The organism is Picosynechococcus sp. NKBG15041c (assembly GCF_055380235.1).
Window position 1 is genome coordinate 1,879,734 of sequence record NZ_AP040363.1, and the last position, 26,693, is coordinate 1,906,426.

At 52.2% G+C, this 26,693-nt stretch carries 24 protein-coding genes and 1 tRNA gene; 18 read left to right on the forward strand and 7 right to left on the reverse strand.

Annotated elements, in window-relative coordinates; translation table 11 throughout:
- Positions 1–26: 26 nt before the first annotated feature.
- From ACZ45B_RS09030 to ACZ45B_RS09050, 5 genes are all read left to right on the forward strand, one after another.
- Positions 27–1,028: a DUF1822 family protein gene (locus ACZ45B_RS09030; protein WP_024546559.1), complete on the forward strand. Its 1,002-nt coding sequence runs from the start codon at positions 27–29 to the stop codon at positions 1,026–1,028.
- Positions 994–4,317 carry an nSTAND1 domain-containing NTPase gene (locus ACZ45B_RS09035; protein WP_081699679.1) on the forward strand — a complete coding sequence of 1,108 codons (3,324 nt, stop codon included), beginning with the start codon at positions 994–996 and terminating at the stop codon, positions 4,315–4,317. Before ACZ45B_RS09030 ends, ACZ45B_RS09035 begins: the two co-directional genes overlap by 35 nt.
- Before the next feature lie 49 nt (positions 4,318–4,366).
- The gene (locus tag ACZ45B_RS09040; RefSeq protein WP_024546561.1) at positions 4,367–5,533 is read left to right on the forward strand and encodes a hypothetical protein; all 1,167 of its coding nucleotides are present in this window, start codon (positions 4,367–4,369) and stop codon (positions 5,531–5,533) included.
- 2 nt (positions 5,534–5,535) lie between these two features.
- Positions 5,536–6,687: a TonB family protein gene (locus ACZ45B_RS09045; protein WP_024546562.1), complete on the forward strand. Its 1,152-nt coding sequence runs from the start codon at positions 5,536–5,538 to the stop codon at positions 6,685–6,687.
- 103 nt (positions 6,688–6,790) lie between these two features.
- A complete protein-coding gene (locus tag ACZ45B_RS09050) occupies positions 6,791–7,582 on the forward strand; it encodes a hypothetical protein (RefSeq protein ID WP_024546563.1) in 792 nt (263 codons plus the stop codon).
- A 105-nt stretch (positions 7,583–7,687) separates the two neighbouring features.
- Here ACZ45B_RS09050 and ACZ45B_RS09055 read toward each other — a convergent pair whose 3' ends face one another.
- From ACZ45B_RS09055 to serS, 3 genes are all read right to left on the reverse strand, one after another.
- A complete protein-coding gene (locus ACZ45B_RS09055; RefSeq protein ID WP_024546564.1) occupies positions 7,688–8,146 on the reverse strand; it encodes an EVE domain-containing protein in 459 nt (152 codons plus the stop codon).
- A 49-nt stretch (positions 8,147–8,195) separates the two neighbouring features.
- Complete coding sequence (locus ACZ45B_RS09060; protein ID WP_024546565.1) at positions 8,196–8,705, reverse strand: pilus assembly FimT family protein; 510 nt, start codon at positions 8,703–8,705, stop codon at positions 8,196–8,198.
- Positions 8,706–8,787: 82 nt separating this feature from the next.
- Positions 8,788–10,071 (reverse strand): serine--tRNA ligase, encoded by a 1,284-nt coding sequence (gene serS, locus ACZ45B_RS09065; protein ID WP_024546566.1) that lies wholly within the window; start codon positions 10,069–10,071, stop codon positions 8,788–8,790.
- 286 nt (positions 10,072–10,357) lie between these two features.
- Here serS and ndhC point away from each other — a divergent pair, with 286 nt between their 5' ends.
- From ndhC to apcB, 8 genes are all read left to right on the forward strand, one after another.
- Entirely contained in the window at positions 10,358–10,720 is a 363-nt protein-coding gene (gene ndhC / locus ACZ45B_RS09070; RefSeq protein ID WP_012308340.1) for a photosynthetic/respiratory NAD(P)H-quinone oxidoreductase subunit C, read from the forward strand.
- On the forward strand, positions 10,711–11,442 hold the full coding sequence (gene ndhK / locus ACZ45B_RS09075) for a photosynthetic/respiratory NAD(P)H-quinone oxidoreductase subunit K (protein WP_024546567.1): 732 nt from the start codon (positions 10,711–10,713) through the stop codon (positions 11,440–11,442). Before ndhC ends, ndhK begins: the two co-directional genes overlap by 10 nt.
- Before the next feature lie 3 nt (positions 11,443–11,445).
- A complete protein-coding gene (locus ACZ45B_RS09080; RefSeq protein WP_024546568.1) occupies positions 11,446–11,970 on the forward strand; it encodes an NAD(P)H-quinone oxidoreductase subunit J in 525 nt (174 codons plus the stop codon).
- Positions 11,971–11,993: 23 nt separating this feature from the next.
- Positions 11,994–13,949, forward strand: a complete 1,956-nt coding sequence (locus ACZ45B_RS09085) for an FHA domain-containing protein (protein ID WP_464674857.1) — start codon at positions 11,994–11,996, stop codon at positions 13,947–13,949.
- The gene (locus ACZ45B_RS09090) at positions 13,946–14,386 is read left to right on the forward strand and encodes a hypothetical protein (protein WP_024546569.1); all 441 of its coding nucleotides are present in this window, start codon (positions 13,946–13,948) and stop codon (positions 14,384–14,386) included. The genes ACZ45B_RS09085 and ACZ45B_RS09090 overlap by 4 nt, the downstream gene beginning before the upstream one ends.
- Positions 14,387–14,517: 131 nt before the next feature.
- Complete coding sequence (locus ACZ45B_RS09095; protein WP_158505995.1) at positions 14,518–16,128, forward strand: protein kinase domain-containing protein; 1,611 nt, start codon at positions 14,518–14,520, stop codon at positions 16,126–16,128.
- Between the two features lie 69 nt (positions 16,129–16,197).
- Entirely contained in the window at positions 16,198–18,129 is a 1,932-nt protein-coding gene (locus tag ACZ45B_RS09100; RefSeq protein WP_024546571.1) for a dipeptidyl-peptidase 5, read from the forward strand.
- Positions 18,130–18,508: 379 nt separating this feature from the next.
- Positions 18,509–19,018 (forward strand): allophycocyanin subunit beta, encoded by a 510-nt coding sequence (gene apcB, locus ACZ45B_RS09105; protein WP_024546572.1) that lies wholly within the window; start codon positions 18,509–18,511, stop codon positions 19,016–19,018.
- Between the two features lie 98 nt (positions 19,019–19,116).
- Here the strand turns inward: apcB and ACZ45B_RS09110 are convergent, their stop codons facing one another.
- The 4 genes from ACZ45B_RS09110 to ACZ45B_RS09125 all read right to left on the reverse strand — a co-directional run bounded on the left by ACZ45B_RS09110 (position 19,117) and on the right by ACZ45B_RS09125 (position 22,062).
- Positions 19,117–20,046, reverse strand: coding sequence for a LysR family transcriptional regulator (locus tag ACZ45B_RS09110; RefSeq protein WP_024546573.1), 930 nt, complete (start codon positions 20,044–20,046; stop codon positions 19,117–19,119).
- A gap of 239 nt (positions 20,047–20,285) precedes the next feature.
- On the reverse strand, positions 20,286–21,056 hold the full coding sequence (gene hisF, locus ACZ45B_RS09115) for an imidazole glycerol phosphate synthase subunit HisF (RefSeq protein ID WP_024546574.1): 771 nt from the start codon (positions 21,054–21,056) through the stop codon (positions 20,286–20,288).
- Positions 21,057–21,142: 86 nt separating this feature from the next.
- The gene (gene rph / locus ACZ45B_RS09120; protein WP_024546575.1) at positions 21,143–21,868 is read right to left on the reverse strand and encodes a ribonuclease PH; all 726 of its coding nucleotides are present in this window, start codon (positions 21,866–21,868) and stop codon (positions 21,143–21,145) included.
- 122 nt (positions 21,869–21,990) lie between these two features.
- A tRNA-Lys gene (locus ACZ45B_RS09125) sits at positions 21,991–22,062 on the reverse strand.
- A 251-nt stretch (positions 22,063–22,313) separates the two neighbouring features.
- On the opposite strand from ACZ45B_RS09125, the gene ACZ45B_RS09130 reads away from it, so the two are divergent.
- The 5 genes from ACZ45B_RS09130 (at position 22,314) to ACZ45B_RS09150 (ending at position 26,689) form a co-directional block, all read left to right on the forward strand.
- A protein-coding gene (locus tag ACZ45B_RS09130) for an IS630 family transposase (RefSeq protein WP_236612557.1) occupies positions 22,314–23,271 on the forward strand; the annotation gives its coding sequence in 2 pieces (ribosomal slippage) (positions 22,314–22,660 and positions 22,659–23,271; 960 coding nt in all).
- 88 nt (positions 23,272–23,359) lie between these two features.
- On the forward strand, positions 23,360–23,653 hold the full coding sequence (clpS, locus tag ACZ45B_RS09135; RefSeq protein ID WP_024546630.1) for an ATP-dependent Clp protease adapter ClpS: 294 nt from the start codon (positions 23,360–23,362) through the stop codon (positions 23,651–23,653).
- A complete protein-coding gene (locus ACZ45B_RS09140) occupies positions 23,654–23,941 on the forward strand; it encodes a DUF2103 domain-containing protein (RefSeq protein ID WP_024546629.1) in 288 nt (95 codons plus the stop codon). It begins immediately after the preceding gene.
- A 41-nt stretch (positions 23,942–23,982) separates the two neighbouring features.
- A complete protein-coding gene (locus tag ACZ45B_RS09145) occupies positions 23,983–24,912 on the forward strand; it encodes a YegS/Rv2252/BmrU family lipid kinase (protein ID WP_024546628.1) in 930 nt (309 codons plus the stop codon).
- A gap of 709 nt (positions 24,913–25,621) precedes the next feature.
- Positions 25,622–26,689, forward strand: a complete 1,068-nt coding sequence (locus ACZ45B_RS09150) for a hypothetical protein (RefSeq protein WP_024546627.1) — start codon at positions 25,622–25,624, stop codon at positions 26,687–26,689.
- Positions 26,690–26,693: the final 4 nt, after the last annotated feature.

Consider the following 26,693-nt stretch of genomic DNA (forward strand, 5'->3'; position numbering starts at 1 on the left):
CTTGCCCGACGCCGAGGAGCCCCAAAATGTTCACCCCATCTGAATTCCGCCTACTCATCCCCGAAGAAATAACCCTCAGCGAGCTTGACTATGCCCTCGTCCAAACCTGGCCTGATGGGAATTTGTCCGAAGCTGACCAGTGGCAAGCCTATCTCAATGGGCTTGGGTTGATCGCCTTTGAACAATGGTTAGGCGATCGCCTGCCGGAAAAACGTCCCCAACGGGATCTCACCCATCTGTCCCAGGTGGCCTATGTGACCGTGGGGGGCTTTAGGGTTTGTCTCCTGGCCCAAAGTGACTACCTCGACGAACAGGTGCTGTGGCCCCAGGCATCTATTGAACAGCCGGAACTCGCTGCCCATTTCTACGGCATTGTCGAGGTGGATGAAGAAGCTGAAACCGTAATTTTAAAGGGTATCAGTCGGGGCGATCGCCTACGTAATTCTCCTAAACGGGATGGTTACTATCAGCTTAGCCTTGAGCACTTCGATGCCGAGCTGAATCACTTTCTCGCCGACTGCCGTTACCTTTCCCCAGCCGCCATTTCTCTCCCCACAAATGCCTTTGCTCACCTCCAAGCCCAGATTAGTGAAACCGCAACAAAACTAGGAAATTGGGTAGATGGTCTGTTGGAACAAGGTTGGCAAGCCCTCGATCAGCTGATGGTCCCCGAAGCACAACTGGCCTTTGCCACCCGTAACCTCAGTGAAGATGTCCAAGCCGGTAAACTACTCGACCTTGGCCTCAGCGTGGGTAATCAACAGGTGGTTTTACTCGTGACTCTGACCCCCGCCGAAGACGATAAATTTCGGATCCAAGCCCGGCTTCTCCCCTTTGAAGCGGCCTATCTCCCGGCAAACCTGAGTATTTCCCTCAAGTCTAAATCTGGCAAAGCTTTGCAAACTGTCACCAGTCGTCAGCAAGACAGCTATATCCAACTTAAACCCTTTAAGGGCGTCCCCGGTAAAGTATTCCAAGTGGAGGTGAGCGGCGATGGTTGCACCGTCAACGAAACCTTTGAAATTTAACTGGCTCAGTGATGGGAGCGTCACCATTGCCCTCGCCTTTGGTCGGGGGAGCTTAACGACAGGCTTTCTGGGGGTGACTGCCCAAATCTGGGAACTCGATGCCCCCTTACCCCAGCAATTCATTGGGCAACTCCCGCCTTTTCCAGACCTGCTCAATAGCCTACAACAATGGCAAACGGTGTATCTGGCCCTCGCCCAACGGCTGCAACTGGGACGGCAACGACATCTGGAAGGCCTGCGCAGTTTTGACGATGACGACGATGATTTTGAAATCGAAGCAGATGCCGTGACCCATGTATCCCAGGTGAGTTTTGAGGACCTGTCCCAACGGCTGCAGCGGCAACTGAATGAATGGCTCCTCAGCCCTGGGTTTACGCCGATTGTCCAGGCGCTGCGATCGCATCTTTCCCCAGACATGCCCCTGCGGTTAATTTTGCAGACAGATGACGCGCATCTGCACCATTTGCCCTGGCAGGGTTGGCAATTTTTAGTGGATTACCCCTTGGCGGAGGTGGCCCTTAGTCAGCCCCAGTTTTATCGGCCCAAGGCGATCGCCCCCCAGAAAAAACGGCAACGGGTGCGCATTTTAGCGATTCTCGGCAGTAGCCAGGGCATCGATCTGGCCGCCGAAAAACAGCAATTAGCAGCCGTCCCCGATGCGGAAGTGCAATTTCTCTCGCAACCTTCTCGCCAGGAATTTGATGCGGCCCTCTGGGACGATCAAGGCTGGGATATTTTATTTTTCGCAGGCCACAGCCAGACAGAACAGCAAACGGGCCGCCTCTATCTCCACGATGGGCCAGAGCACCGCAGTTTAACCCTGGAACATTTACAGGAAGCCCTGCGCACGGCCCTAGAACGGGGTTTGCAGCTGGCGATTTTTAACTCCTGTGATGGCTTGGGTCTGGCCAATAGTTTAGGCAATCTCCAAATTCCCGTGACGATCGTGATGCGTGAACCCGTGCCTAATCGAGTCGCCCAGGACTTTTTTCAACATTTTCTCGCCGGTTATGCGATCGCCCAACTGCCCCTCTATCAGGCGGTAAAACAGGCCCGGCGCCAACTACAAGGGCTCGAAAATGATTATCCTGGGGCCGCCTGGTTACCGATCATTTGTCAGAATAGTGCCCTCTTGCCCCCCACCTGGTTGCAGCTCGGTGGCCTCCCCCCCTGTCCCTATCGCGGTTTAAATACCTTCCAAGAGCAGGATGCGGCGGTTTACTTCGGGCGGGAGAGCCTGCAAGAACAGTTGCGAGAACGACTCCAAACTCAACCGCTGTTACCGCTGGTGGGAGCATCTGGCAGTGGTAAATCGTCCCTGGTGTTTGCGGGGTTGCTGCCTCGATTACGTCAAGACTCGCGCTATGACTGGGCGATCCAGGTGATGCGTCCGGAAAACAACCCCCTGGCCAGGTTGGCCCATGTTGTGGCCGCTTGGCGGGCTGATCTGACAGAGGCAGAGATATGCCAGAGTTTCCAAAAAGATCCCCAAAGCTTGGTCGCGGTATTGGGGATGATTTCCCAAACTCAACCGGGGCAAACGCGCCGCCTCTTGATCATCGATCAATTTGAGGAACTGTTTACCCTTAATAGCCCGGAGAGCCAACGACAATTTTTAGATCTGTTGGTGGCGGCCATTGAAGAAGTGCCCCAGTTTGTCGTGCTACTGACCCTGCGGGCCGATTGCGTGGGTCCAGTGCTAGAACATCCCGGCCTGGGGAAACTCTGGCAAAAGCATGAACCAGAATTTCTGCTGCCCCTTTCCCGTGAGGATCTCCATCAGGCGATCGCCCAACCAGCGGCCCTGATGGGGGTGCGGTTTGAGCCGGGTTTAGTGGAAAAAATAGTCACAGAAGTGCAGGATCAAGCCGGCAATTTACCCCTCCTCGAATTTGCCCTCACCCAACTGTGGCCCCATCAGGAACAGGGCTGGCTCACCCATGCTGCCTACGACAAATTAGGGGGAATCACCGCCGCCCTCCGGGATTATGCCGAACAGGTTTACGGGAAACTAGCCCCTGCCCAGCGACCCCAGGTGCAGGCCCTCTTTTTACAGCTGATCCAAGTACGGGAAGGGGTGGAGGCGACCCGGCGCATTCTACCGAAAACAGAAATTCAGAATTGGCCGCTGGCAGTGCAGTTAGCTTCAGAGCGCTTACTCACCACCAACCGCGACTCGATTCGGGGCACAGAAACGGTGGAAATTGTCCATGAAGCGCTGATTCGTCACTGGCACCGTCTTCAGACCTGGATTGCCGATAATGCCGATTTTTTGCGCTGGCAAACCCGTTTAAACAACGCCATTGCACAATGGGAAAGCCACAACAACAGCGATGGCTACCTATTGCGCCAAGCGCCCTTGGTGGAAGCAGAGTTTTGGCTTGATAAAAGTCCCGATCGCCTCAGTGATGTCCAGCGCTTTTTTATCAATTTGGGGCTGGATTTACGCACCCAAGAAGAAACGGCGATCGCCCTTAGGCAGCAGCGAGAATTAGACCAGGAACGGCGGATCCGGCGGGGAGCCCAAAAGCTGGCAGTGCTCTCTTCGGTGGCTTTGGTATTGCTGACTTTGGCGGGGGGCTGGACCTGGTGGGAGCGGCAGCGATCGCTCCAAATCATCGAGACGGTATCGATCAACAGCGCCGCCACAACGCCCACTCTCCTCAGGGATCTACCCCGTTTTCTCAACCTAGCCCAGCGGCGACAGCGGCGGGGGGAATTTGACTTGGCGATCGCCTATTACCAGAAAATTTTGCAGGAAATCACCAAGCTCCAGACGCGGCCTGATTTAGCGACGGCCCAACAGCAGCAGCTCCAAACCCTCGCCGAAAATGCCCAAGCCAGCCTGGTGGAAGTAATCCAGCAGCAACAATTACCCACGCTTGAAATGGCCCTAGCCCAAGGGGAATTTGGCAACCTGAAATCGGCGACGAATTTGTTGGATTATGAAGATCAATATACCGCTGGGGCACTCCGGGAAACCTATCGTCTACTGCTACGTCCCCAGGGAGCAAATGCCGATCTCAATCAGGACGGGGAGATCAACCACAGCACCGAAGCCCAACAGTTGCCCTGTCCACTTTTGCAAGCCATTGAAACCCTCTGGCGTGACCACAGCGATCAACAGTGCGGCTTCTATGGCGATCGCTCCTTTTATAATGCCCCTACCTGTACGCCCCTCGCTGGCCGCACCCTCACAGAAACGATTTTCGTCGGTGACTATGGGGCGGTTGGCGATCGCCTCAAAGCCTGTCAAGTAGCCCCTAGGGATGCCGACCCCTACCAGTAATATTCCGTCCAATACCCGCAAATTTTAAAACTTTAAAGGAGACCCCGCGATGAACCCCCGAAATACTGCCCTTGCCTTGAGCCTTTGCTGCCTCGGTTTGGCCCCCCTAACTGTGGCCAGTACCCCCCAGGCCAGTCAATTGGTTTCTATGCGGGGGACCTATGTGATGATCCAGCGCGGCAGTGAACGACCCGCCTTCGCTCGGGTGGGAAATCGCCTCGAAAGCCGTAACCAAACCCTCCTGATTCCTGGCAATAATTATTCCCTGGCCCGTCTCTCCTTTGTGGGGGGTGGCCAGGGCTATGCGGGCTTAGTGGTCCAGGCGGGCCCAGATTTACAGCAGACCCATTATCAGTTTCCCTGTGTGGTCAGTCGCGGCAAGGTGACCCTCAGTTGGCGCCAGGGCAACAATCGCGGTTGTGAAGAGGGGATCCATCTCAGTCCGAATCGCTCTGGGGCTAAACACCATAAACAGAGCACGAAACAAACAGCCCCCCAGAACATGGAAGGGATTATTATTCAACCGGCTAATGACAATGCGGTGATCCTCCAGGCCCGCACCATTGGCGATCGCAAAATTGTTGATGCCCTCGAAGGGGAAATCAACCTGATCTCGGCCGCCCACCCCCAAGGGTTTACCCTCCAGCCTGGTCAACGTTATAGTCTCGATGGCAGCAATCCAACTGCCAGCCCCCAGGTAGAACCGATCAATACCGCAGCGATTCTTAATTCCCCAGAACTGCAAGATTTTCTCAATCCCAGCAATTGGACTGCCCCAGGGGATACCCATGCCAGCGGCCCAGAGCAGACTCCCCCGAGAACCCCAGACCGTCAACCCCCGACGGGATATCCCTCGAACACCGGGAGCAATGGCGGTCTTTGTGAAAACTATTTCACAACCCTGCAAAGGTTTATCCAGGAAGCCCAGGCGATCGCCCCAGAAATTTGGGCTTTTACGGATAATCCCTACGCTTTTTTAAATCAGGTCAATAATGGGCAGGCCACAACCCTCGATGGGGCGCAACAAGACCGTCTGCGCCAATGGGCAGAGGACTTTATTCAAGAGCTCGAGCGTTGTCAATTTGCGCTCCCAGGCCTCCCGCCGACCACGGAAACGGAACCAGAGAACTCCGACGGCACGCCCAACGATCCCCCCCCTGCCAGCCTTGATCCAGATACATCCCCAGAACTAAGGCCAAATTCTTCCCGGTACTAACCATGCAACTTTTTAAACCGATTGCGTTCGTTCATCTCACGCTTTTTGGGTTACTAGGTCTGACGCCCCTGCTCCGGGCCAGTACCCCCAGCGCCAGCCAGATCGTCTCCCTCCAAGGCGATCGCCTCCTCCTCCAAACAGGTAACCAGCGCCCCAACCCCGCCCAAGTGGGCAGCCGTCTCGCAAGCCAAAACCAGGCCCTCATCGTTCCAGGAAACAATATCTCCCTCGCCCGACTTGCTTTTCTGGGAGGCGGCCAAAGCTACGCTGGCCTGCTACTCCAGGCGGGCCCCGACCGACAACAAACCCAGTATCGTTTTCCCTGCGTTGTTGCTGGGGGACGGATCACCCTCAGTTGGCGACGGGGAGAACAGCGAGGCTGCATCGATGGCATCCGCCTGGGGACTGGAACCACAGCTCCCAAGCAGCAGACCAAGGCTAATCCCAAAGATCAAGGGCTTGCCCTAACCCCAGCAATAGCCATGGCCCTGACCATTCAACCCGAAAGCCACGAGGCAATTTTGTTACGGGCGGTGACCGATGACAATTTTCAAGCCGTTGAGACGCTCCAGGGGGCAATCCGCATCACCTCGGCCCAACATCCCCAGGGTTTTATCCTCCGCGCTGGGGAGATTTATTACAGACTAGCCAATGGTCAAGAACAAACTGAATCTTTTGACCCCGCCGCGGCGATCGCCGACTCCTTAGAACTCCAAGAATTCTTAAATCCGCATAATTGGACCCATTCCCCAACTCCTCAACCCATTTCCCAAGACATCACTAACCACCTGGTCGCCCTCCGGGATCCAGGGCAGCATCCTGGCACCGATCCCCAGAACATGCCCGAATTAACTGCCAGTTGCCAAGCAGAAGTAGATGTTTATCTCGCCAATCTCAAGGCCACCATGGGAAATACCTGGCGTCCCCCCTATCCACCTTCCCCCGGGGTCTGGCGCACCGAAGTCACCTATCTGCTCACCAGGGAGGGCCGGGTGCAGGATCTCCAAATTGTCAGATCCAGCGGTGCTCCCAACCTCGACCAAGCTGCGCTCAGCCATGTGCGTGCCCTAGAACAGCGTTTTGTGCCCTTTCCCAGTTGCTATCCAGGCACATCATTGCCCGTAGATAACAACTTCACTGTCCGCTATCAATAAAACTGCATTAGTTCAAAATTCCAGTCACTATTACCCCCCATCGAGGCAAGGTGATGATTCTCCCCCACCCCTCGAAGCCCACTGTTTTACTGGAATACCCGCCATGCTATTCAACACCCTGGTCAAATCCGCCGCAATTCCTTTCCTCTCTCTTCTCGTGATGGGCACGACGACGCCCGCCTTTGCTAACCCCCAAGCCGCTGAACCGTCCCTAGAAATTCAATTGCAACAGCTCAAAGACCGCCTTGCAGGTCTTGAAGCCCAGACCCACTCCCTTGAGGGAAGCTCTCAAGCTGTGGCGATCGCCCCCAGCTCCCATTCCTCCAACCACCAGGGCACCGTCCAGGGGAATCTTCACCATCCCTCCCCTGCGATGCCAACGTCCTTGGCGGCTCAGTTAACCCCTGCCACAGCTATTTTGGTGAACTTCCCCAGTGCCGTGGTGGTAGATGTGGGTCAAAAAGATGACTATCCCCTCACCCTGCCCCTATTCCAAGATCTCCGTACTCCGACCGGGGAACTGCTCGCCCCCGCCAATACCCCCATCACCCTGCGTGTGAAGCCCCACGAAGATGGCGCGATCCTCGTGACTGACTCGATTATCGTCAATGGTCAAGTGGTCAATCTCCAAGCCCAGAGCAGCACGATGATTCCGGGGCGTACGGTCACCCAGCGAACCGCCCAGGAAATGGCCAGACAAAATGGCGCCGTTTGGGGCAACCTCAGCACAGCGATCGCTGGAGCAACGGGGACAAATATCCGCACTCAGCAACAGTTCGGTTTCCTCGGAGCAGCGGTGGGCATCATCTCTGGGATGGGCTCTCCCGATAGCCTCCGGATTGTAGAAATTCCCGCTGGCTCCGTCCATCTCCTCCAGGTGCAAGGCCAAAATTAAAGCATGGCTTACTTTCAGTAATCAAAAAAATTAAAGCGTTCCGGGGTAAAGGGTTTGGGAATCACCTTTTACCCCTTTTGTCTGCTTACCTTTTTGGGTTCATCTTCAGGATCGAGACACCATGGCGAGAAGCTGCTCTGCAATGCTTGAAGCGACAGGCATCACAGAGAGGCGGTTGCCCCGGCGCACCACGGCAAATTCTTCGGGGGAAAAGTTTTCTTTCAGCTGATCGAGGCTGATGGTCTGCGGGAAAGTCTCCAGATAGCTCACCTCAACGGTGTACCAGCGGGGTTTTTCGGGGGTCGCCTTGGGGTCGAAATATTTACTCTCGGGGTTAAATTGCGTCGGATCGACGAGGTTAGTTTGGTTGACGGTGGCGAGGCCAACAATGCCAGGGGGTTTGGTGTTGGAGTGATAAAAAAAGAGGCGATCGCCTTTGAGCATCTGTTGCAAAAAATTGCGGGCTTGGTAGTTACGAACCCCATCCCAAAGCTCTGGCCCGGTGGCGGCAAGGTCAGCCAAGCTGTATTCACTCGGTTCAGATTTGATCAGCCAATATTGCATCGTTATGGAAAAAGAAAAATATCTGTTTATTGTAGATTTGCCGGTTCGCTTAAGTGTTTGTTGTTTGGCAAAAATCCGCGCTGACTGTGGCGACATTCGAGTCGGTGTAGCGACCGGTTCGAGTCATGCCAATGAAGTTAGAGACCACTAAGCAACGTTTATAATCCGTGTTGTTGCTGTAGATCACAATGGTACGCCGTTGCTTAAAACGACCTTGGTGATTGATGTGAATTTGATTGGTTTGGTTGTATTGAATCGCCACATTACGCAGTTGGCGATCGCCTGTCACCGCACAGTTCGACGAAATTACCGGATTACGAGTCTGCTTTGGGGGCAGGTTGATAATACAATCGCGACTTTTTTTGATCGCTTCCCGTTGGGAAGTCTGGATTAGACCCCGGAGTACATTGGCTGCTTCATTGACCCGGCCCCGCTCCACTATTCCCAGGAAACTCCCAAAGGCGATCGCCCCTAAAATACCGACAATACCCAAGCCCGCCAACAGTTCAAACAAGGTAAACCCAGCGGTCTGTTTAGACTTGGCGATCGAGCATTTCACAACACCAGAGGATGACCTAGCATCCTTTCAAGATGAACCCGTTTGGCCCTATCTTATCGACAAAATTCCAGAACAGACACCATTACAAAAAATCCCGTTTTACATAGGGCCGCAACACCTCTGGAACCGAAACAGTACCGTTGGGCTGTTGATAATTTTCAAGAATTGCCGCCATGGTTCGTCCGATCGCCAAACCAGATCCGTTTAGAGTATGCACAAATTGGGTACCTTTTTTACCCGCCTCCTTAAAGCGAATCCCGGCCCGCCGCGCTTGAAAATCATAAAAATTCGAGCAACTAGAAATCTCCCGGTAAGTACCCGCCGAAGGGAGCCATACCTCGAGGTCATAGCATTTACCTGCCCCAAAACCGAGGTCGCCACTACAGAGTTCGAGAACGCGGTAGGGCAACTGCAACGCCTTCAAAATTGCTTCAGCATTTGCCACTAATTTTTCATGCTCCGCCGCCGACGTTTCTGGGTGCACGAACTTCACCAGTTCCACCTTATTGAATTGGTGCAGGCGAATTAGCCCCCTGGTATCTTTCCCATAACTACCTGCTTCGCGCCGAAAGCAAGGGGTATAGGCACAGTGGTAAATGGGGAGATTGTCTGCTTCTAGAATTTCATCGCGATAAAGGTTCGTCACGGGCACTTCCGCTGTGGGGGTGAGCCAGAGGTCATCGTCGGCACACCGGAAGCTTTCTTCCGAAAATTTGGGCAACTGCCCCGTACCCATTAGAGAGTCGCTATTTACCAATACTGGCGGCATCACTTCCACGTAGCCAGCGGCGATCTGCTGATCCAACATAAAGTTAATCAAAGCCCGTTCGAGGGCAGCCCCAGCCCCGATCAGGCTGACAAAACGGCTCTGGGCCACCTTTACCGACCGGGCAAATTCTAAAATACCGAGCTGTTCCCCAATGTCCCAGTGGGGCAAAATCTGATCGTTGCTTGGCTTATATTCATCTCCCCAGCGGCGCACCTCTACATTTTCGGTTTCGTTCGCCCCCACAGGTGTGCTGGGATCGGGTAGGTTCGGCAGGGCGAGGAGGAGGGTTTGAATCTGGGTTTTGAGTTCTTTTTCTTTGGGTTCTAGATCGGCCAGCTTTTGCTTAATTTCGTTCCCTTCTGCTTTGAGGGTTGCAATCTCTTCTCCACTGGGATCAACGCCACCTTTAATTTTTTGGCCAATGAGTTTGCCGATTTCGTTCCCCCGGGCCTGGAGCTGGCTGCGATCGCCTTCGAGGGTCCGTTGTTGGATATCCAGATCAAGAATTGGCTGGATGTCATACTCTCCCGCTTTACGGGCATCAAGACGTTCTTGAACAAGGGCAGGATTTTCGCGGAGGAGTTTGATGTCTAACACGGAATTTGGGGGGCTGCGGTTGAATCACCCAACATTATTCACGATGGCTCCGCAATAATCAATCGGCCCTCCGGCGGCCCTCTTGAGAAAGCTAAACTGACGGGAATTTTGTTAAACGCTCTTTTCTCGCCCTTTGGGATCGCCTGGAGGAGAGTCGGCGTAAACGAAGAAGTAGCGCTGGCGGCAGCACACTTCGTCTGTTGAATCCAGAATCAAGTCAATATAGGTTTTATACTGAATAAGACAAAAACTTCAAGTCAAAGAACTGCGAGGTATTACAACACCAGTGTTTGTCCTCTCCGGCTATGAATACTTCCTAGGCTTTCTGATCGTCAGTAGCCTAGTCCCGATCCTTGCCCTCACGGCCTCAAAACTACTGCGTCCCAAAGGGGGCGGCCCTGAACGTAAAACCACCTACGAATCCGGGATGGAACCCATTGGCGGTGCGTGGATTCAGTTCAATATCCGCTATTACATGTTCGCCCTTGTATTCGTCGTCTTCGATGTGGAAACGGTCTTTCTCTATCCTTGGGCCGTTGCTTTCAATCAATTGGGCCTCCTCGCCTTTGTGGAAGCCCTAATCTTTATCGCAATTCTCGTCATTGCCCTTGTGTACGCCTGGAGAAAAGGAGCCCTTGAATGGTCATGAATCCCACATCCTTTGAACAACAGCAAACCGAAAAACTGCTTAACCCGATGGGGCGATCGCAGGTCACCCAGGATTTGTCCGAGAATGTCATTCTCACCACCGTTGACGATCTGTACAACTGGGCACGTCTTTCCAGTCTTTGGCCCCTCCTTTATGGCACGGCTTGTTGCTTTATCGAGTTCGCTGCCCTCCTAGGTTCCCGCTTTGACTTTGACCGCTTTGGCCTTGTGCCCCGGTCTAGCCCGCGCCAGGCAGATTTGTTACTCGTGGCAGGGACAGTGACCATGAAAATGGCCCCAGCCCTTGTGCGCCTCTATGAAGAGATGCCTGAACCTAAATATGTGATCGCCATGGGTGCTTGCACGATCACTGGCGGCATGTTCAGCAGCGACTCCACCACTGCTGTCCGGGGAGTCGATAAATTGATTCCTGTCGATCTCTATATTCCCGGCTGTCCGCCCCGCCCCGAAGCGATCATTGATGCGATCATCAAGTTGCGCAAGAAAGTTTCGAACGAAACTATCCAAGAACGTTCGATCAAAACAGAGCAGACCCACCGCTACTACAGCACGACCCACAATATGAAAGTGGTTGAGCCGATCCTTACCGGGAAGTATCTCGGTCTGGATACTTGGAATAATCCCCCTGCGACCCTAACGGAAGCAATGGGGATGCCAGTGCCCCCTGCACTGCTCACTGCAAAACAAAGAGACGAGGCCTAAGCCATGGCAGAAGAAAATCAAACCCCCACTCCCGAAGACACATCCATTGTCAAAGCTGGCCCAGTATCTGCACTTCTGACGGAAAACGGGTTTAGTCATGTTTCCCTTGAACGAGACCATGCAGGCATCGAAATCATCAAGGTTGATGCTGATTTACTCATCCCCCTCTGTACGGCCCTCTATGCCTTTGGCTACAACTGTCTCCAGTGCCAAGGGGCCTATGATCTGGGGCCAGGGCAAGAGTTAGTGAGTTTTTATCACCTAATCAAGGTCGGTGATAACGTCACTGCACCGGAAGAAGTCCGGGTCAAGGTCTTTTTGCCCAGGGAAAATCCGGTGATCCCTTCGGTGTACTGGATCTGGAAAGGGGCCGACTGGCAGGAACGGGAAAGCTACGATATGTATGGCATTGTCTACGAGGGACATCCCAATCTGAAGCGGATTTTGATGCCGGAAGATTGGATCGGTTGGCCTTTGCGCAAGGACTATGTTTCGCCGGACTTTTATGAACTTCAGGACGCTTATTAAACATACAGTGGCGATCGCCCGGCATGACGACATTGCAGCAGGTTTGGCTAAGTTGGCAAGATCCGACAACAAATGATGTTGGGACCCTCGCTCTCAGGGTTCCCATTGCCCTTGGGCGAGATCCCAACTCCATGCCAGCGGCCCTGGCTAACCACCCGTCTGTCGCCAAGGTGACGCTCAATAGCTCCCAGGTTTCCCGGTACCATGCGCTCATTTTTTCCCAGGGCGATCAGCTGTGGATCGCTGACCAAAACAGTAGTAATGGCCTCTTAGTCAATGGCCAGCGCCAGACCCAAAGCCTTCTAAAGCACGAGGATACCATTCAGATTGGCCCCTACAAAATTACAGTTACGACGACCCCTAACCCTCAGCCTGGAAACCGCCGAGCCAGTGATTCCTTTATTCAAGTGCCGGGGACGCCCAACCCAGAGGCGGCAGTCAAGGAAAACCAAGGAATAACACCAACTTTTCCGCCGGCTGAGTTTCAGCAGCACCTCGTCAATGTCCAGGCTCTGTATGCGACGCGATCGCCCGTAGAAGAAATTGATTACCTCGCCGTTGGAGCGGGCCTCGGCAGTTATATTTGGGTCGATTTTTTAAGAATTTACGGTGTCCCAAGGCAACACATTCGCGCCCTAGGCTTAGAAGAAAAACCCTATGGACGCTACCAACGGCTTTGTCTAAACTCTCAAATTCCGGCCCATGAGCGGCTCCGGTCAAACTCAGACTCCTGTCCGGACAATTTGTGGGGCTGGCCCAGCTACGCCCTGCGGGAGGCTTACCATGATTTTTTGCAGGGTCATTTTTCGGAGGCAATGGGATATCTGTGGCAGGTATTTGGGGAGCCGACCTTTGCCGAAACCTACACTCCCCGGTCGGGCAATGTATTTAGATCGATCGACCGGGAAACCCAGCGGATCGGTTGGCCAGATATTTATCGCTTTGGGCGGGTGCGGGCGATCCGCAAAACCGATGATGGCCGCTATGCGATCGCCTATTCTGCCAGTCAGGGTCGCCATGCCTTAGTCATTAGCCGCTATGTGCACCTCTGTACAGGTTATCCCGTGATCCAATTTTTACCCGATCTCCAGGAGTACCGCGAAAAAACAGGTGATTTTAAAAGCGTCGTCAATGCCTACGAAAACCATGACCATGTGTACAGCACCCTCGAACGGCAGGGGGGCACTGTCTTGATTCGAGGTCGGGGCATTGTGGCTTCCCGGGTGATCCAGCGGCTCTACGAAGCCCGGAAAAAAAATCCCAACATTTCAATCTTGCACCTGATGCGATCGCCAAAACCCGTAGGCAACCAATTTGGCCGCGCCCAGCGAGCGGTGAAAAATCACTTTGAACTGCAGCCTTTCAATTGGCCCAAAGCCTGTTGGGGCGGGACATTACGAGAACAACTCGAAGCCGCCTCTCCCCCAGAGCGCCTCAACCTCATCGCCGACTGGGGTGGCACCACCACCGCCGATCGCCGAGACTGGCGCACCATCATCCAAACGGGCCTTGACAAAGGCTGGTACCAAGTAATCTTTGGGGAAGTGATGGCCGTAGAACCCGATGGCCAGGGCCGTCCCCTAACCCGGATTCGGGAAAAGGCGATCGCCGGCGAACTCAGCCTCACCGCCAACTACATCATCGATGCCACTGGCCTGGACGGCAAAGTCAAGGCCACCCCCCTCCTAAACGATCTCGTCACCCACTACCAGTTACCCCTCAATGCCCTCGGTCGTCTGGGGGTCAACAACGACTTTGAATTACCAGAAATGCGCAACCGATCCGGACGCATGTATGCCGCCGGGGCGATCACCTTTGGGGGGCCCCATGCTGCTGTCGATAGTTTTCTTGGGTTGCAATACTCTGCCTTAAAATCAGTAGAGGCGTTAGTGCGGGAAAAATCCCCCCAGATTAAACCCCTCCATCCCTTTGCTTCCTTTAATCAATGGTTGAAATGGGTTAACCATCAAGCCCCATGACCCCGACACTCCTTGGCCGCTGGCAAACTCGACTGCTCCTGATGGGAACCGTTGGCGCTCTCCTGACCCTCTGTTTTGCCGAGGGACTCTGGGACAATCCCCCAGGCCCTACTTATTGGGCAATTCTTGGCTACATCACCTTCTTTGGTTGTGGTTGGGATTGTCTATACATTTACCTCCAAAGTTATCGCTGGGATCAAGATTGGCCCGCCGCCTTACAATGGTTAGCCGCCCTATGGGAAGGGTTATTTGTCTTGATACTCCACTACAGCTTGCCCCCAATCTTCGGTTTCACATTACCCTTAACAGAAGATCTTTCTGTAATTTGGTTTGCGATCCACTACGGGTCGGTGTGGCTTGGGGTCTTCATCGCCTCCCAAAGTCTTATGCGCATTTTGTTTCCCCTGTGGCGTTTCCAGGGAGGCCGCTGGTTTTAGGAGCAATTGACGAAAATTGCGCAATTTTAAGGATTTGAAAAGTCCCCTCAGCACTGGGGAAATCTAGGTCTATGATGAAAACATCTAGGGTAGGCGGTTAGCCTTGGATGTCCCACTATTCCTCTGAAGCCATGACGCAACAGACAATCGGTTCTGGTCGATATCAAATTCTCCATGAGTTAGGCAGTGGCGGATTTGGCGTCACATACTTGGTCAAAGATGGCTATATGCCTTCCCTGCCCATCCGCGTGGCCAAGCAGCTCAGACCCCTCGAAGATCAACCCGCGATTTATCGTCTGGTACAGGAACGGTTTCAACGGGAGGCGGTGCTATTAGAGGAATTGGGGAGTTATCCACAAATTCCGAGCCTCTATGCTTATTTTGAAGAAGATGGCAAATTTTATTTGGTACAGGAATATGTCGAGGGCCAGACCCTAGAGGCTTTGTTGAAATCCCAGGGCCCCCAAGCGGCTGAGACTGTCCGGCAAATTCTCCTTGATACTTTAGATATTTTAGATTTTATTGAAACGAAGCAAATTATCCATCGGGATATTAAGCCGGAAAATATTATTCTGCGGGCTGTGGATCAAAAACCAGTCTTGATTGATTTTGGGGCTGTTCGGGAGATCATGGGTACCCAAATGATGAGTAGTGGGGCCACACCAAAGAGTTCGATCGTGATTGGGACACCGGGGTTTATGCCACCGGAACAGGCATCGGGGCGTCCTGTATTTTCGAGTGATTTGTATGCTTTGGCCCTGACGATGGTTTATTTACTCACTGGGTTGCCTCCCCAGGATCTCCAACATGATCCAATCACCGGGGATCTGACTTGGCCGAGCGATGCGATCGCCGATCAACATCTTGTGGCGGTGTTGAATTTTGCCATTAAGCCCAACCCAAAGGAACGGTTTATGACGGCCAAGGCGATGAAGGCGGCCCTGGTGGCGATCGCCCCGAATCATCAAGCAACGGAAGTCATGCCAGAAATGTTGCCGACCATTGTCGCTTCGACCATTGCCACTGCCCCCGTCAGTTCTCCCAATGGCCTTTCTAATCCAGTCGGCATCCCTTCTAGTACGCCGCCCACGGAAATTCCCTCTGGGGCACGGTCACCGCAGTATTACCAAGTCGCGGAAGAACTACAATACACCTCCTCCGTAGCGCCCACCACCGGAAAAAAAGGTCGCGGCAATCCCTGGGGCTTAGTCGTTGGTCTGGCGGTCTTGGGACTGGGGGGCTATCAACTTTATCGGGTGGCCCAGCGGCAACCCATCACTAGGGTGGTACAGCCAGAGGTGACGCCCGCCAATCCGACGCCTGGGGTCACACCACCTGCCAATCCCCAAAACCCGAATCCCCCGTCAACGCCAAATCCTGGGGAATCTCCAGGCACGCCAACGACACCGACACCTCCCAGTACGCCTCCCACTGATGGAGTCCTGTTTGGGGCGATCGCCTTTTCGGAAGCCACCGGAGAATATGGCTATGTCATTGATGTGGCAAGCCAAGCAGAGGCAGAACAGGCCGCCGTGGATGATTGTGAATTTTTTGCCGAATCCGGTGATTGTCAAGCGCTGGTCTGGTTCCAAAATGCTTGCGGGGCGATCGCCATGGGCCCAGAAGCCTATGGCAGTGGTTGGGGGGCTGATGTTGCCACCGCCGAAGCCGCTGCGGTGGATGTTTGTAGTGATTTTGGGTCAGGATGCGAGGTGGTAGATTCTATTTGCACAACCCCGTAGCAATTGTGAGACAGGGCCCCCAGCCAGTAGAGTAGTGGTTAGTTTGAATTTTTCTACCCTTGGTTTACCATGGCTACCCCCCAAATTGCAGCATACGGTGCTTGGCGATCGCCCATTACCTCTGATCTAATTGTCTCCAGCAGCATTGGTTTGGGGGCCGTGGCCTGGGCTGGGGATAGCCTCTATTGGCTCGAAGGACGGCCCCAGGAAAAAGGGCGCAACGTCCTGGTGAAACGGAACGCCGATGGTAGCACCACGGACATTACACCGCCTGGTTTTAATGTCCGTAGCCGGGTTCATGAATATGGCGGCGGCGCGTTTTTGATTGCCCCCGACGGGACAGTGTATTTTTCCAATGACGGCGATCGCCTGGTATATCGCCAAGCCCCGGGACAAGATCCCGAAGCCCTAACCCCAGAAAATCAACGCCGTTACGCCGATTTCAGCCTTGATCTGGCCCATAACCGCCTGATCTGCGTCAGTGAGGACCACAGCGCTGCTGGCCAGGAACCGAAAAATGACCTGGTGGCGATCGCCCTTGATTCTGGAGAAATTCAAGTCCTCATTGAAGGAAATGATTTCTACAGCTCACCCCGCCTTTCCCTCGATGGCCAAACCCTCGCCTGGCTCAGTTGGGATCACCCCAATATGCCCTGGGACGATAGCCAACTGTGGATCGCGGCGATCGAAAGGGATGGACGTCTCGCAGAAAAAACCTTAGTGGCTGGGGGCCATGGCGAATCAGTAGTTGAACCCCGCTGGTCCCCTGGAGGCACGTTATATTTCAGTGGCGATCGCAGCGGCTATTGGAACCTGTATTGTTACAACAGCAGTACCGTTGAGGCCATTTATCCTGCCAAGGCCGAATTTGGTTACCCCCATTGGGTCTTTGGGGAATCGATCCTCGGCTTTATTGATGAAACAACCCTGGTCTGCACCTACAACGACCAGGGCACTTGGAAGCTAGCCACCCTCAATCCCCTGCGCCGTGCCCTGACACCGATCCCTTTGCCCTACAGCACCATTAGTTATCTCCAGGTTCAGGGTACAACGATCGCCTTTATTGGTGGCTCTGCAACCCAGCCCACGGCGGTGGTCACCCATGATTTATTCAATGGCGAAAGTCACCGGGTCAAGGAAGCCAGTACTCTACAGGTTGACCCTGGTTACCTCTCTGAACCCCAGGCGATCGCCTTTCCCACCGCCAATGGTCAAATTGCCCACGCTTGGTATTACCCACCGACTAACCAAGATTTCCAAGCACCAGGTGATACGGCCCCGCCCCTACTGGTAAAAAGTCACGGCGGCCCCACGGCCATGGCTTCGGCGAGCTTAAATCTGCGGATTCAGTATTGGACGAGCCGGGGTTTTGCCTTTGTGGATGTGAACTATGGCGGCAGTACGGGCTATGGCCGGGCCTACCACCAGCGCCTCGATGGTAACTGGGGCATTGTCGATGTCCAGGATTGCGTCAATGTCGCAAAATATTTGGTTGAAAAAGGGTTAGCCGATGGGGAAAAATTGGCGATCGCCGGGGGCAGCGCTGGCGGCTACACCACCCTTGCCGCCTTGACCTTCCATGATGTTTTCAAAGCAGGGGCCAGCTACTATGGCATCTCAGATCTAGAAGTTTTGGCCACCGACACCCACAAATTTGAGGCCCGCTATCTCGATCGCCTGATCGGGAAATACCCTGAAGAAAAAGATAAATACGTCGCGCGATCGCCAATTCATTTCCCAGAAAAACTGGCCTGCCCTGTCATTTTTTTCCAAGGACTAGAAGATAAAGTGGTGCCCCCCAACCAAGCCGAAATGATGGTTGATGCCCTGAAAACCAAGGGACTACCCGTGGCCTATGTGCCCTTTGCAGGAGAACAACATGGTTTTCGCCAGGCTGAAAATATCAAAAAAGCCCTGGACAGTGAATTCTATTTCTATAGTCAAATCTTTGGGTTTACCCCGGCTGATGCCCTAGAGCCCGTCGAAATTTTCAACCGTTAAATGGTTTGGCGATCGCCCAGCCAAGTAGAATCCCCCCTCGGCCATTACCCTGCTCGAAGAGCAAAATTTTGGCAGGGTTCCCCAACCCAAACCTTTTTACTTCTCAGATTTAGGGCCGTTTTATTATTTTTTTTAAAGAAATGTAATCAGCACGCCCCGAAACCTGGGATTATAAATGCCGTATAAAATTACATGGGAGCAGACATCCTCCAATTCCCTGGGCGATGTAATACGGGTTTGTCCTAGAGTCAACTGCCCAACGGGAAAAGTCCATGTACGTCAGTCATGGGAGTATGTCAATATAAAACGAAGCTTTTCATCCCCCTGGGGTGATCTTTTCTAAACGCGCTTAATAAAACTGCTGTTCGGAGAAAATTTAATGCGGGACGCTGTTACAAGTCTGATCAGAAATTACGATACTACCGGGCGTTACTTTGACCGTGATGCCATCGAAAACCTCAAAAGCTACTTCGCTTCGGGGAACGACCGAATTGCCGTGGCCGCGATGATCAATAGCCAATCTGCAGATCTCGTGAAAGCTGCCGCCAATAACCTCTTTGAAGCGGTGCCTGAGCTACTCTTAGCCGGGGGCAATGCCTACACGACTCGGCGCTTCTCTGCTTGTTTGCGGGATATGGACTACTACTTGCGTTATGGCACTTATGCCCTCATCGCGGGAGATATGGATGTCCTCAACGAGCGGGTACTCCAGGGGCTCAGAGAAACCTATAATTCTTTAGGTGTGCCCATTGCACCGACGGTGCGGGGGATTCAGTTTCTCAAAGAGGCGATTAAAGACATGGCAGCAGCTGCAGGTATCGCCAATACAGCCTTCATCGATGAACCCTTTGACCATATGACCCGGGAACTGAGCGAAGTTGATCTCTAAGAAAAAATTTAAGGGACTGTTTTGCCTCAAGATGATTTGAAATGACAGCCCATGGATTTTGAGTTTGTTTGTTGCTCTGGCCACAGTCGGAGCATTTTTTATGGGATGCCTGCTGTTCTAAGGAGGTCTATTTGGGGCTGGGACAGCAGTTGGGTAATGAGATTACAGAAATATTGGATGGGGGGAATCTCAAGGCGATCGCTCGTCGTGACCAAAACAACTTCGCGCATATCAATTTCATCGGGGAGGGGCTTGACCACAAGAGCCGGGTCTGTGCGGGCTTCCACCAGGGCCGATTGGGGCAATAGGGCAATCATATCTCCCTGGCGAACTAACCCCCGGAAGGCGTCGAGACTATTGAGTTCGACGGTGGCGGTGGGGGCAAGGCCATAATTAGCCAGTTGATCTTGCACATACCGCTGCATGCCATAGCCATCTTTAAACACCACCTGGGGATAGTTGGCGATATCAATCCAACTGAGTTTTTCCTTAGGGGCAAGGGGATGATATTTACTCAGCAGTACCTCGACGCTTTCTTTGTAGAGGGGGATCACCACCATGTCTGGGCTGGCGGTCAAAAAGCGATTGTTCATGACGATCGCCACATCTACCAGGCTATCCCGGAGCACTTTCAGAGCACGATCACTACCAAGGGCAGTCACCCGCAGTTGGGTTTGGGGGTACATCCGACAAAACTGTTGCAGTACCGGGGGGAGATGATAAGCACAGACAGAATGGATTGCGGCGACACAGAGTTCCGACTGGTTCCCCGCAAGGAGGTCGTTGATTTCGGCGCGGGCGTTATCCCAACTGTTACAAATTTTGCGGGCATAGGGTAGGAAACGTTCCCCGGCAAGGGTGAGCTTGACCTGGGCGCTCCGGTGAAATAGGGGCATCCCGACGGCGGCTTCAAGGCTCTGGATTTGACGACTGACGGTGGATTGGGTGACCCCACATTGCTGGGCTGCTTGACCAAAATTCCCGGTGGCGGCGATCGCCAAAAATGCTTGCAGTTGCTCCAGACGCATGGGCCATCCCCTTCACTAAAATGTTCTCTTGTCATGTGCCCAATGAGTTTACTGCATTGATTTTGAGAAATTTTGTTGGGGATGTTACAAACTCAGAGAAAGCAGCATCACAAAAACCAGAGAAAATCCTTGAGAATCTAAGCAAAGTTGTAATTTTTCTTCCTTAGGCTAGACTGGAGCCCTTAAACTCTGAACTAGGCCCAGTTTTTCTTTGCCAAATCCTGGCGATCGCCTAGCGATTAGGTGGGCCGCACGGGTACCTGATGCTGCTGGAGGTAAGTTTTAATTTCAGCGACGGTCAGTTGGCCATAGTGGAGCAGAGAAGCCAGGAGGGCAGCTTCGGCCTTTCCTGTCGTCAGTGCTTCATAGATGTGGTGGGTATTGCCCGCACCCCCGGAGGCAATCACTGGGATTTCTACCACCGAGGCGATCGCCCGGGTTAATTCCAGGTCGTAACCAGCTTGGGTGCCATCGGCGTCCATACTGGTGACCAGCAGTTCCCCGGCGCCCCGTTGAGCCATTTCTTGAGCCCAGCTCAAGGCGTCAATCCCTGTATTTTCCCGGCCACCCCGCACATATACATCCCAACCGGGATTGCTCGGATCCGGGCGACGACGCGCATCGATCGCCACCACAATACATTGATTGCCGAAGCGATCGGCCGCCTCATTAATGAAATCTGGGTTGCGCACCGCCGAAGAATTGATACTCACCTTGTCAGCCCCAGCCCGCAATAAATTTTTAATCTGGCCGGTGGTGCTGATCCCCCCGCCGACGGTGAGGGGAATAAACACCTGTTCCGCTGTTTGGTAAACCACATCAATGATCGTGTCCCGGTCTTCATGGGTGGCGGTGATATCGAGAAAAACCAGCTCATCGGCCCCCGCTTCGTTATAAACCTTCGCCAATTCCACCGGGTCGCCAGCATCCTTGAGATCCACAAAATTGACCCCCTTGACAACCCGACCGGCATTGACATCAAGGCAGGGCAAAATTCGTTTGGCAAGCATCGTCAACAATCTCCTGGAGCGGGGGCAAGGTCATATTTTACGCGGTTTGCGTCCCGACTAGAGCTTTCTGTTCGTTGAAAATAGCATCAAATCGCCTGCTGAATGGCTTGGGCTTGTAAATTCACAATTGCTTGAATCCCCGTTTCGGCCACATCCAGCATTTGGTTTAACTGAGTGCGGCTATAACTGCCGGATTCCGCCGTGCCCTGCACTTCGATCAAATTTTTACCACCGATCATCACCACATTGAAGTCGACGTCCGCCGCCACATCTTCGAGATAATTCAAATCCAAGTAGGCTTGGCCTTCAATGAGCCCCACAGAAATCGCCGCCACTGGGGCAATAATCGGTGATTTTTCTAGAATCCCTTCTTGGGCTAAACGCTCGCAGGCGATCGCCAAACCCACATAGCCCCCTGTAATTGCTGTGGTGCGTGTGCCGCCATCTGCCTGGAGCACATCCGCATCAATGGTAATCGTTCGCTCCCCCAGGCCTGTCAAATCTAGGGCTGCCCGTAAGCTGCGCCCGATAAGTCGTTGAATTTCTTGGGTACGTCCCGACAGTTTCATAAATTCCCGCCGCTGCCGTTCTGGTGTTGAACCAGGCATCATCCGATATTCTGCCGTGAGCCAGCCTTGACCACTATTGCGCAAAAAAGGTGGCACTCCTTCCTCTACGGAAACAGTACATAATACCTTGGTATCACCACAGGTGGTGAGGACAGAGGCTTTAGCGAATTTTGTAAAATCTAGCTCAAAATGAAAAGGACGGAGTTGATCAAAGGAGCGAGCGTCAGGACGTTGCCAAGCCATAGATAAAAATCAAAATTCAAACACCGCCTATCATACCCGAGGGTTGCGGCACAGCTGTGATGAACCCAAATGAAGAAGCCCCGCAAACATTTGTGAATTGCAGGGCTTCTTGTCTAAAAAAATGGGTTGTCAGAGATTCGAACTCTGGACCGATCGGTTAAAAGCCGAGTGCTCTACCGCTGAGCTAACAACCCGTTGTGTTTTTCAACACAGTTATACAATGTAGCACTGTATTTTTAAAAGTGCAACACTTTTTTGGGTTTTTTGAAAAAAAAGCCTAGGATGTTGCCCCGGAGCAAAGCCTCCTTGTCAAGGCTAGGGGTTCTCCCTAGAATGAAAAGTAAGGGCGCTTGGCCCGAGTCATCCCCTTTAGTTACAGCATTTTTGTGATGGTCGAGGTACAATGTCATGTGTGTGAGTAAATCAGATTAAACAAGAACAACCATTGCCTAAAGCCTACTCCATAGACCTCAGACAGAAAATTGTTGATGCCTATGACCGGGGGGATATCTCCCAACGTGGTCTCGCCAAGCAGTTCGGTGTCGCTACTAGTTTTGTCCAAAAACTCCTCAAACAACGACGTGATACTGGGTCTATCCGTCCACAATTTCGTCGGGGGCAGATTCCCCCTAAACTCAATGAAGAACACCGAAAGGTTCTGGCCGCTTTGGTGAAAGCCAACAATGATGCGACTCTGGCCCAACTATGTGCACAACTAGAAGCCGAGATTGGCATCCGGGTAAGCATCACCACCATGCATAAGACATTGAAGCAGATGAATTTTAGCCTTAAAAAAAACCTTTTATCCTGACGTCAAGGCGACAGACAGAGTGCAACAGGCCAGAGTCGAGTTTTGGGAGAAAGTAAGGCAGATTTTGGCCCAAGACCTGATATTCATCGATGAATCAGGCATTAATCTCGCAATGAGAACAACAAGAGCAAGGGCAGAGAAGGGGAAGCGGGCCTACAGTAGTAAGCCAAGCAAAAAAGGAAAAAATGTCTCACTGGTAGGAGCATTGGGCTTGCAGGGGATAATCGCCCACAGCAGCTTAATCGGAGCGACAGATAGGGTAACTTTTGAGGCGTTCATTTACCAGAAATTGGTGCCGCAGTTATGGGCAGGGGCCTGTGTGATGATGGATAACTGTTCGATTCATCTGGGAGAGATGGTGAGAGAGTCCATTGAGGCAGTGGGAGCAAAACTTATCTACTTACCGCCCTACTCACCAGATTTTTCTCCCATTGAGAACTGTTGGTCAAAGGTCAAAAACATCATGAAGCGCAGAACAGTGGGCAGCTATGAGGAGCTATCAGAGGCGATTGATGAAGGATTTGCAAGGGTGACACCTGAAGATATCAGAGGGTGGTTCACCCATTGCTGTTACTGTACCTCAGAAGAATAGAAAACGCTGTAACGGATGCACAAGTTTTTTTAGACAATTTAATTCTAAAATTTTTGTCGTCTATCGTCGCAACGCTCAATAGGTTTCTATGGCCCCTGCTCCCGGTATTCTCAAGGAACGCGATCGCCAAACGGTGCGTAAACCCTACCCGAACTTTAAGGTGATTGTGCTCAATGACGATTTTAATACCTTCGAGCATGTGGCCCATTGTCTCATGACCTACATCCCCAAGATGACCGCGGATCTAGCTTGGAACCTCACCAATCAGGTGCACTTCGATGGTCAGGCAGTGGTCTGGACTGGCCCCCAAGAGCTGGCAGAACTTTACCATCAGCAGTTACGGCGGGAAGGGTTGACCATGGCGCCCCTTGAGGCAGCATAGATGGCCGCAGAAGAGAAAGGTCGCCTTGTTTGGAACCATTCGACCCATATTGAGGGGTTGATTCCTGTGCTCAAAAAATTAGTTGATTGTGAAGGGATTCGCACCATTACCCCCGGTGTTTTGAGCCGAACTAGGGGGAATATCCCTAAGTTGAAGCTGCGGATTTCGGTACCACTCCAGGGAGGCTTTAAGGTCATTGCCCGCAAGGGAAAGTCAGTACAAGAGGTTTTTATTGTGACGGATCTCGCACAGGAACAACTTCAAGCCGCGATCGCCACGGTACTCTAAGAAAATGCAAAAAAGCATTTTTTTAAAATCCTGGGAGTGCCATGAAAAAGGTCTGTCTTGTTTTTAATCCGGTGTCTGGTGCTGGGAATGCAGCTGAGGAATTAGAGCAAATCCGTGCGCAATTATTGGATCAAGTAGACCTTGATGTGCAATTTACTTCCCCAGAAGACAGTGCGGGGGCTTTGGCGAAACAGGCGATCGCCAATGGTGCAGAAATGATCATCGCCTCTGGGGGAGACGGCACAATTTCCGCCGTGGCCGACACATTAATTCATAGTGATGTTCCCCTGGCCGTTATTCCTAGGGGAACAGCCAATGCCTTCGCTGCTGCCTTAGGTTTACCAACAGCGATCGAGGAGGCATGCCAAGTGATTTTGCAAGGGGAACCCCAACAGATTGACTGCGCCACCTGCAATGATCAGCCGATGATCCTCTTGGCGGGGATTGGCCTAGAAGCAAACACCATTGGCGAAACGGACCGCGACAGTAAGCAACGGTTTGGGTTTTTGGCTTATTTATCCACGGCAGTGCAACAACTGCAAAATTTACAGCCCTTTGAGGCAACCCTAGACTTTGGCGATCGCCAGGAGACCTTTCAAGAGGTTTTAGCAATTACCGTGGCGAATCTAGCTCCTAGCACTTCCATTTTGGCACAGGGCACAGGACAAGTTTCGGCCCAGGATGCCCTGTTGGATGTCACCATTTTGACAAGGGCCGATGAAGGGGAAGTTTTAGGGGTATTAAGTGCATCCTATGAGTTATTCCAAGCCGCGCTCCAAGCAAATCCTGCAGAGCATCCTCAGATCCAATCCTGGCGCACCGCCCAGTTAACGGTCACTACCCCAGCGCCCCAAGGACTCTTGGTAGATGGAGAGCTGCTCGAACAAACGACTACAACACGATTTCAGGTGCTGCCCCGTAGCCTCTGGGTGCAGTTGCCGATTGCTGAAGACATGGCTCCAGTAAGCTAATTTCAGTAAACCCTGCTCCCCGATGATGTTTCCTAGGCGATCGTCTTTGCGCCCAGGCCTGCTTAGGGCGAGAAAAATTACATTTTCCCGAAAGAGACATGGGCTAAATCCCCAACAACAACATCCGTTGTTTTTGCACTAGAGCAATGATGGGCATTAATTAAAACAAAATTTTCTCCCCCATAAACCACCTGGGCATCATTTATTTATTTCATACCATCAATGGGAGGGAATACTGACAACAGCACTTTTTGAAATCCCGAAGGGAACATCTTTATGCAGTAGTTTAAAAACCCCTCCAGTAGACAATTAAAATCAAACGTCTTCGTATTTATACTCAGAATATTGTCGAATTTAAAAATATTTTATTTGTTTGGTTGCCCACAAAAATGTGCGTTTAAATTTTTGTTTCTTTTTGTTTATTTTCCAAAATGCCCCTTGTGGGTGCAGAAAAGTCGAAGTTAGAATAGCGCACATAACACCGAATTAGTAGATGCTCAAGCTTTTATAGCAAAAGTCTTTAAGCTGTATTTTCTTTATCTTTTATTTACTTCTTTCTTGGTACTTAAGTATTTAGTTTGGGTTCAAAAAAATCAACGAATGGACGCTGATTTTTTAATGAAAATTTAATTTTTTCTTGGCGGTGGTCGCGCCAAACAAACTCAGCACAGAAAAGAATTTCTAAATCTCATTGGGGAGATTGACGTAAATGAAAAAGCAATGGCGTCAAGTTTCTTTGTTGATCATCGTGGTGGGACTCCTGGGGATGCCAAACAATGACGGTATCGCCCACAGTCCGACCAATCTTTTGACTACACCGGATGCAGAGAAGTCAGCAGGGCTGGAGTTCCTTGTCAGTGCATCGGAACTCATTATTTTGGGGGAAGTGATTGATATTCAATATCGCAATTCCCAACCTACTCGAGAGCAACCCCAAGGGCTTCCCCATACCTTTGTCACCTATAAGGTACAGGAAGTTCTCCGGGGAAAAGCACCGGGTGAAACGATTACATTGCGTGTGCCCGGTGGGGCCGATGGCAGTGGTGGTATTTATCTGGAAACCAATGCGCCGATGTTTGCCCGTAGTCAGACAGATGTCCTTTTTTTGGAGGGCGGTGAAATTACAGGCTGTCCCCTTGTGAGTTGTGTTGATGGGCGTTTTCGGGTCGTTGGCGATCGCGTTTTCAATGGCTGGGGAATCCCCGTGGTTGAAGCAGGCGAGAGATTGCGAATTGGTGGCAGACCCCGCTTTGATCTCAATGTGATGGAATTACCCCGGCCAGCCTTTGAGGTGCTTTTGAAGCAACCTGAAACCCAAAAATTAATCGAACAAGAAAGCCAAAGAACAGGTCAGAGCATCACCGAATTACAACGACGTTACGAAACAGAAGCACCTGCTTCCTATCGTATTGGCTATGGTTTCCAGGGCACCCCTGCCCCCGGGGATAACTTCAATTCCCCTGAAGCAGAACCCATAGAAAGTTTCGGCCCCCCTTTAAGTGTTTCCGCTTTTACAACAGCAATTCGTCAATGGAATGAACGAGTACAGCCTCCGCAAACTTCAGTTTTATCGGTTGATCCTAATCAGCCTTTTACTGTCGCTGATCCTAAAGTAGATGGCGTTCGGGCGATCGCCGCACCAGAGCAGATGACTGAAGAAGAAAAAAATGATTCCCAAGCCCGGGAAGGCGAAACTCCAATCCGTGACATTACACCCAATCTACGAAATCCTTCTCTTCAGCCAATTTCTCCCGAATTAAGAAGAACATTGCCTTAATCCA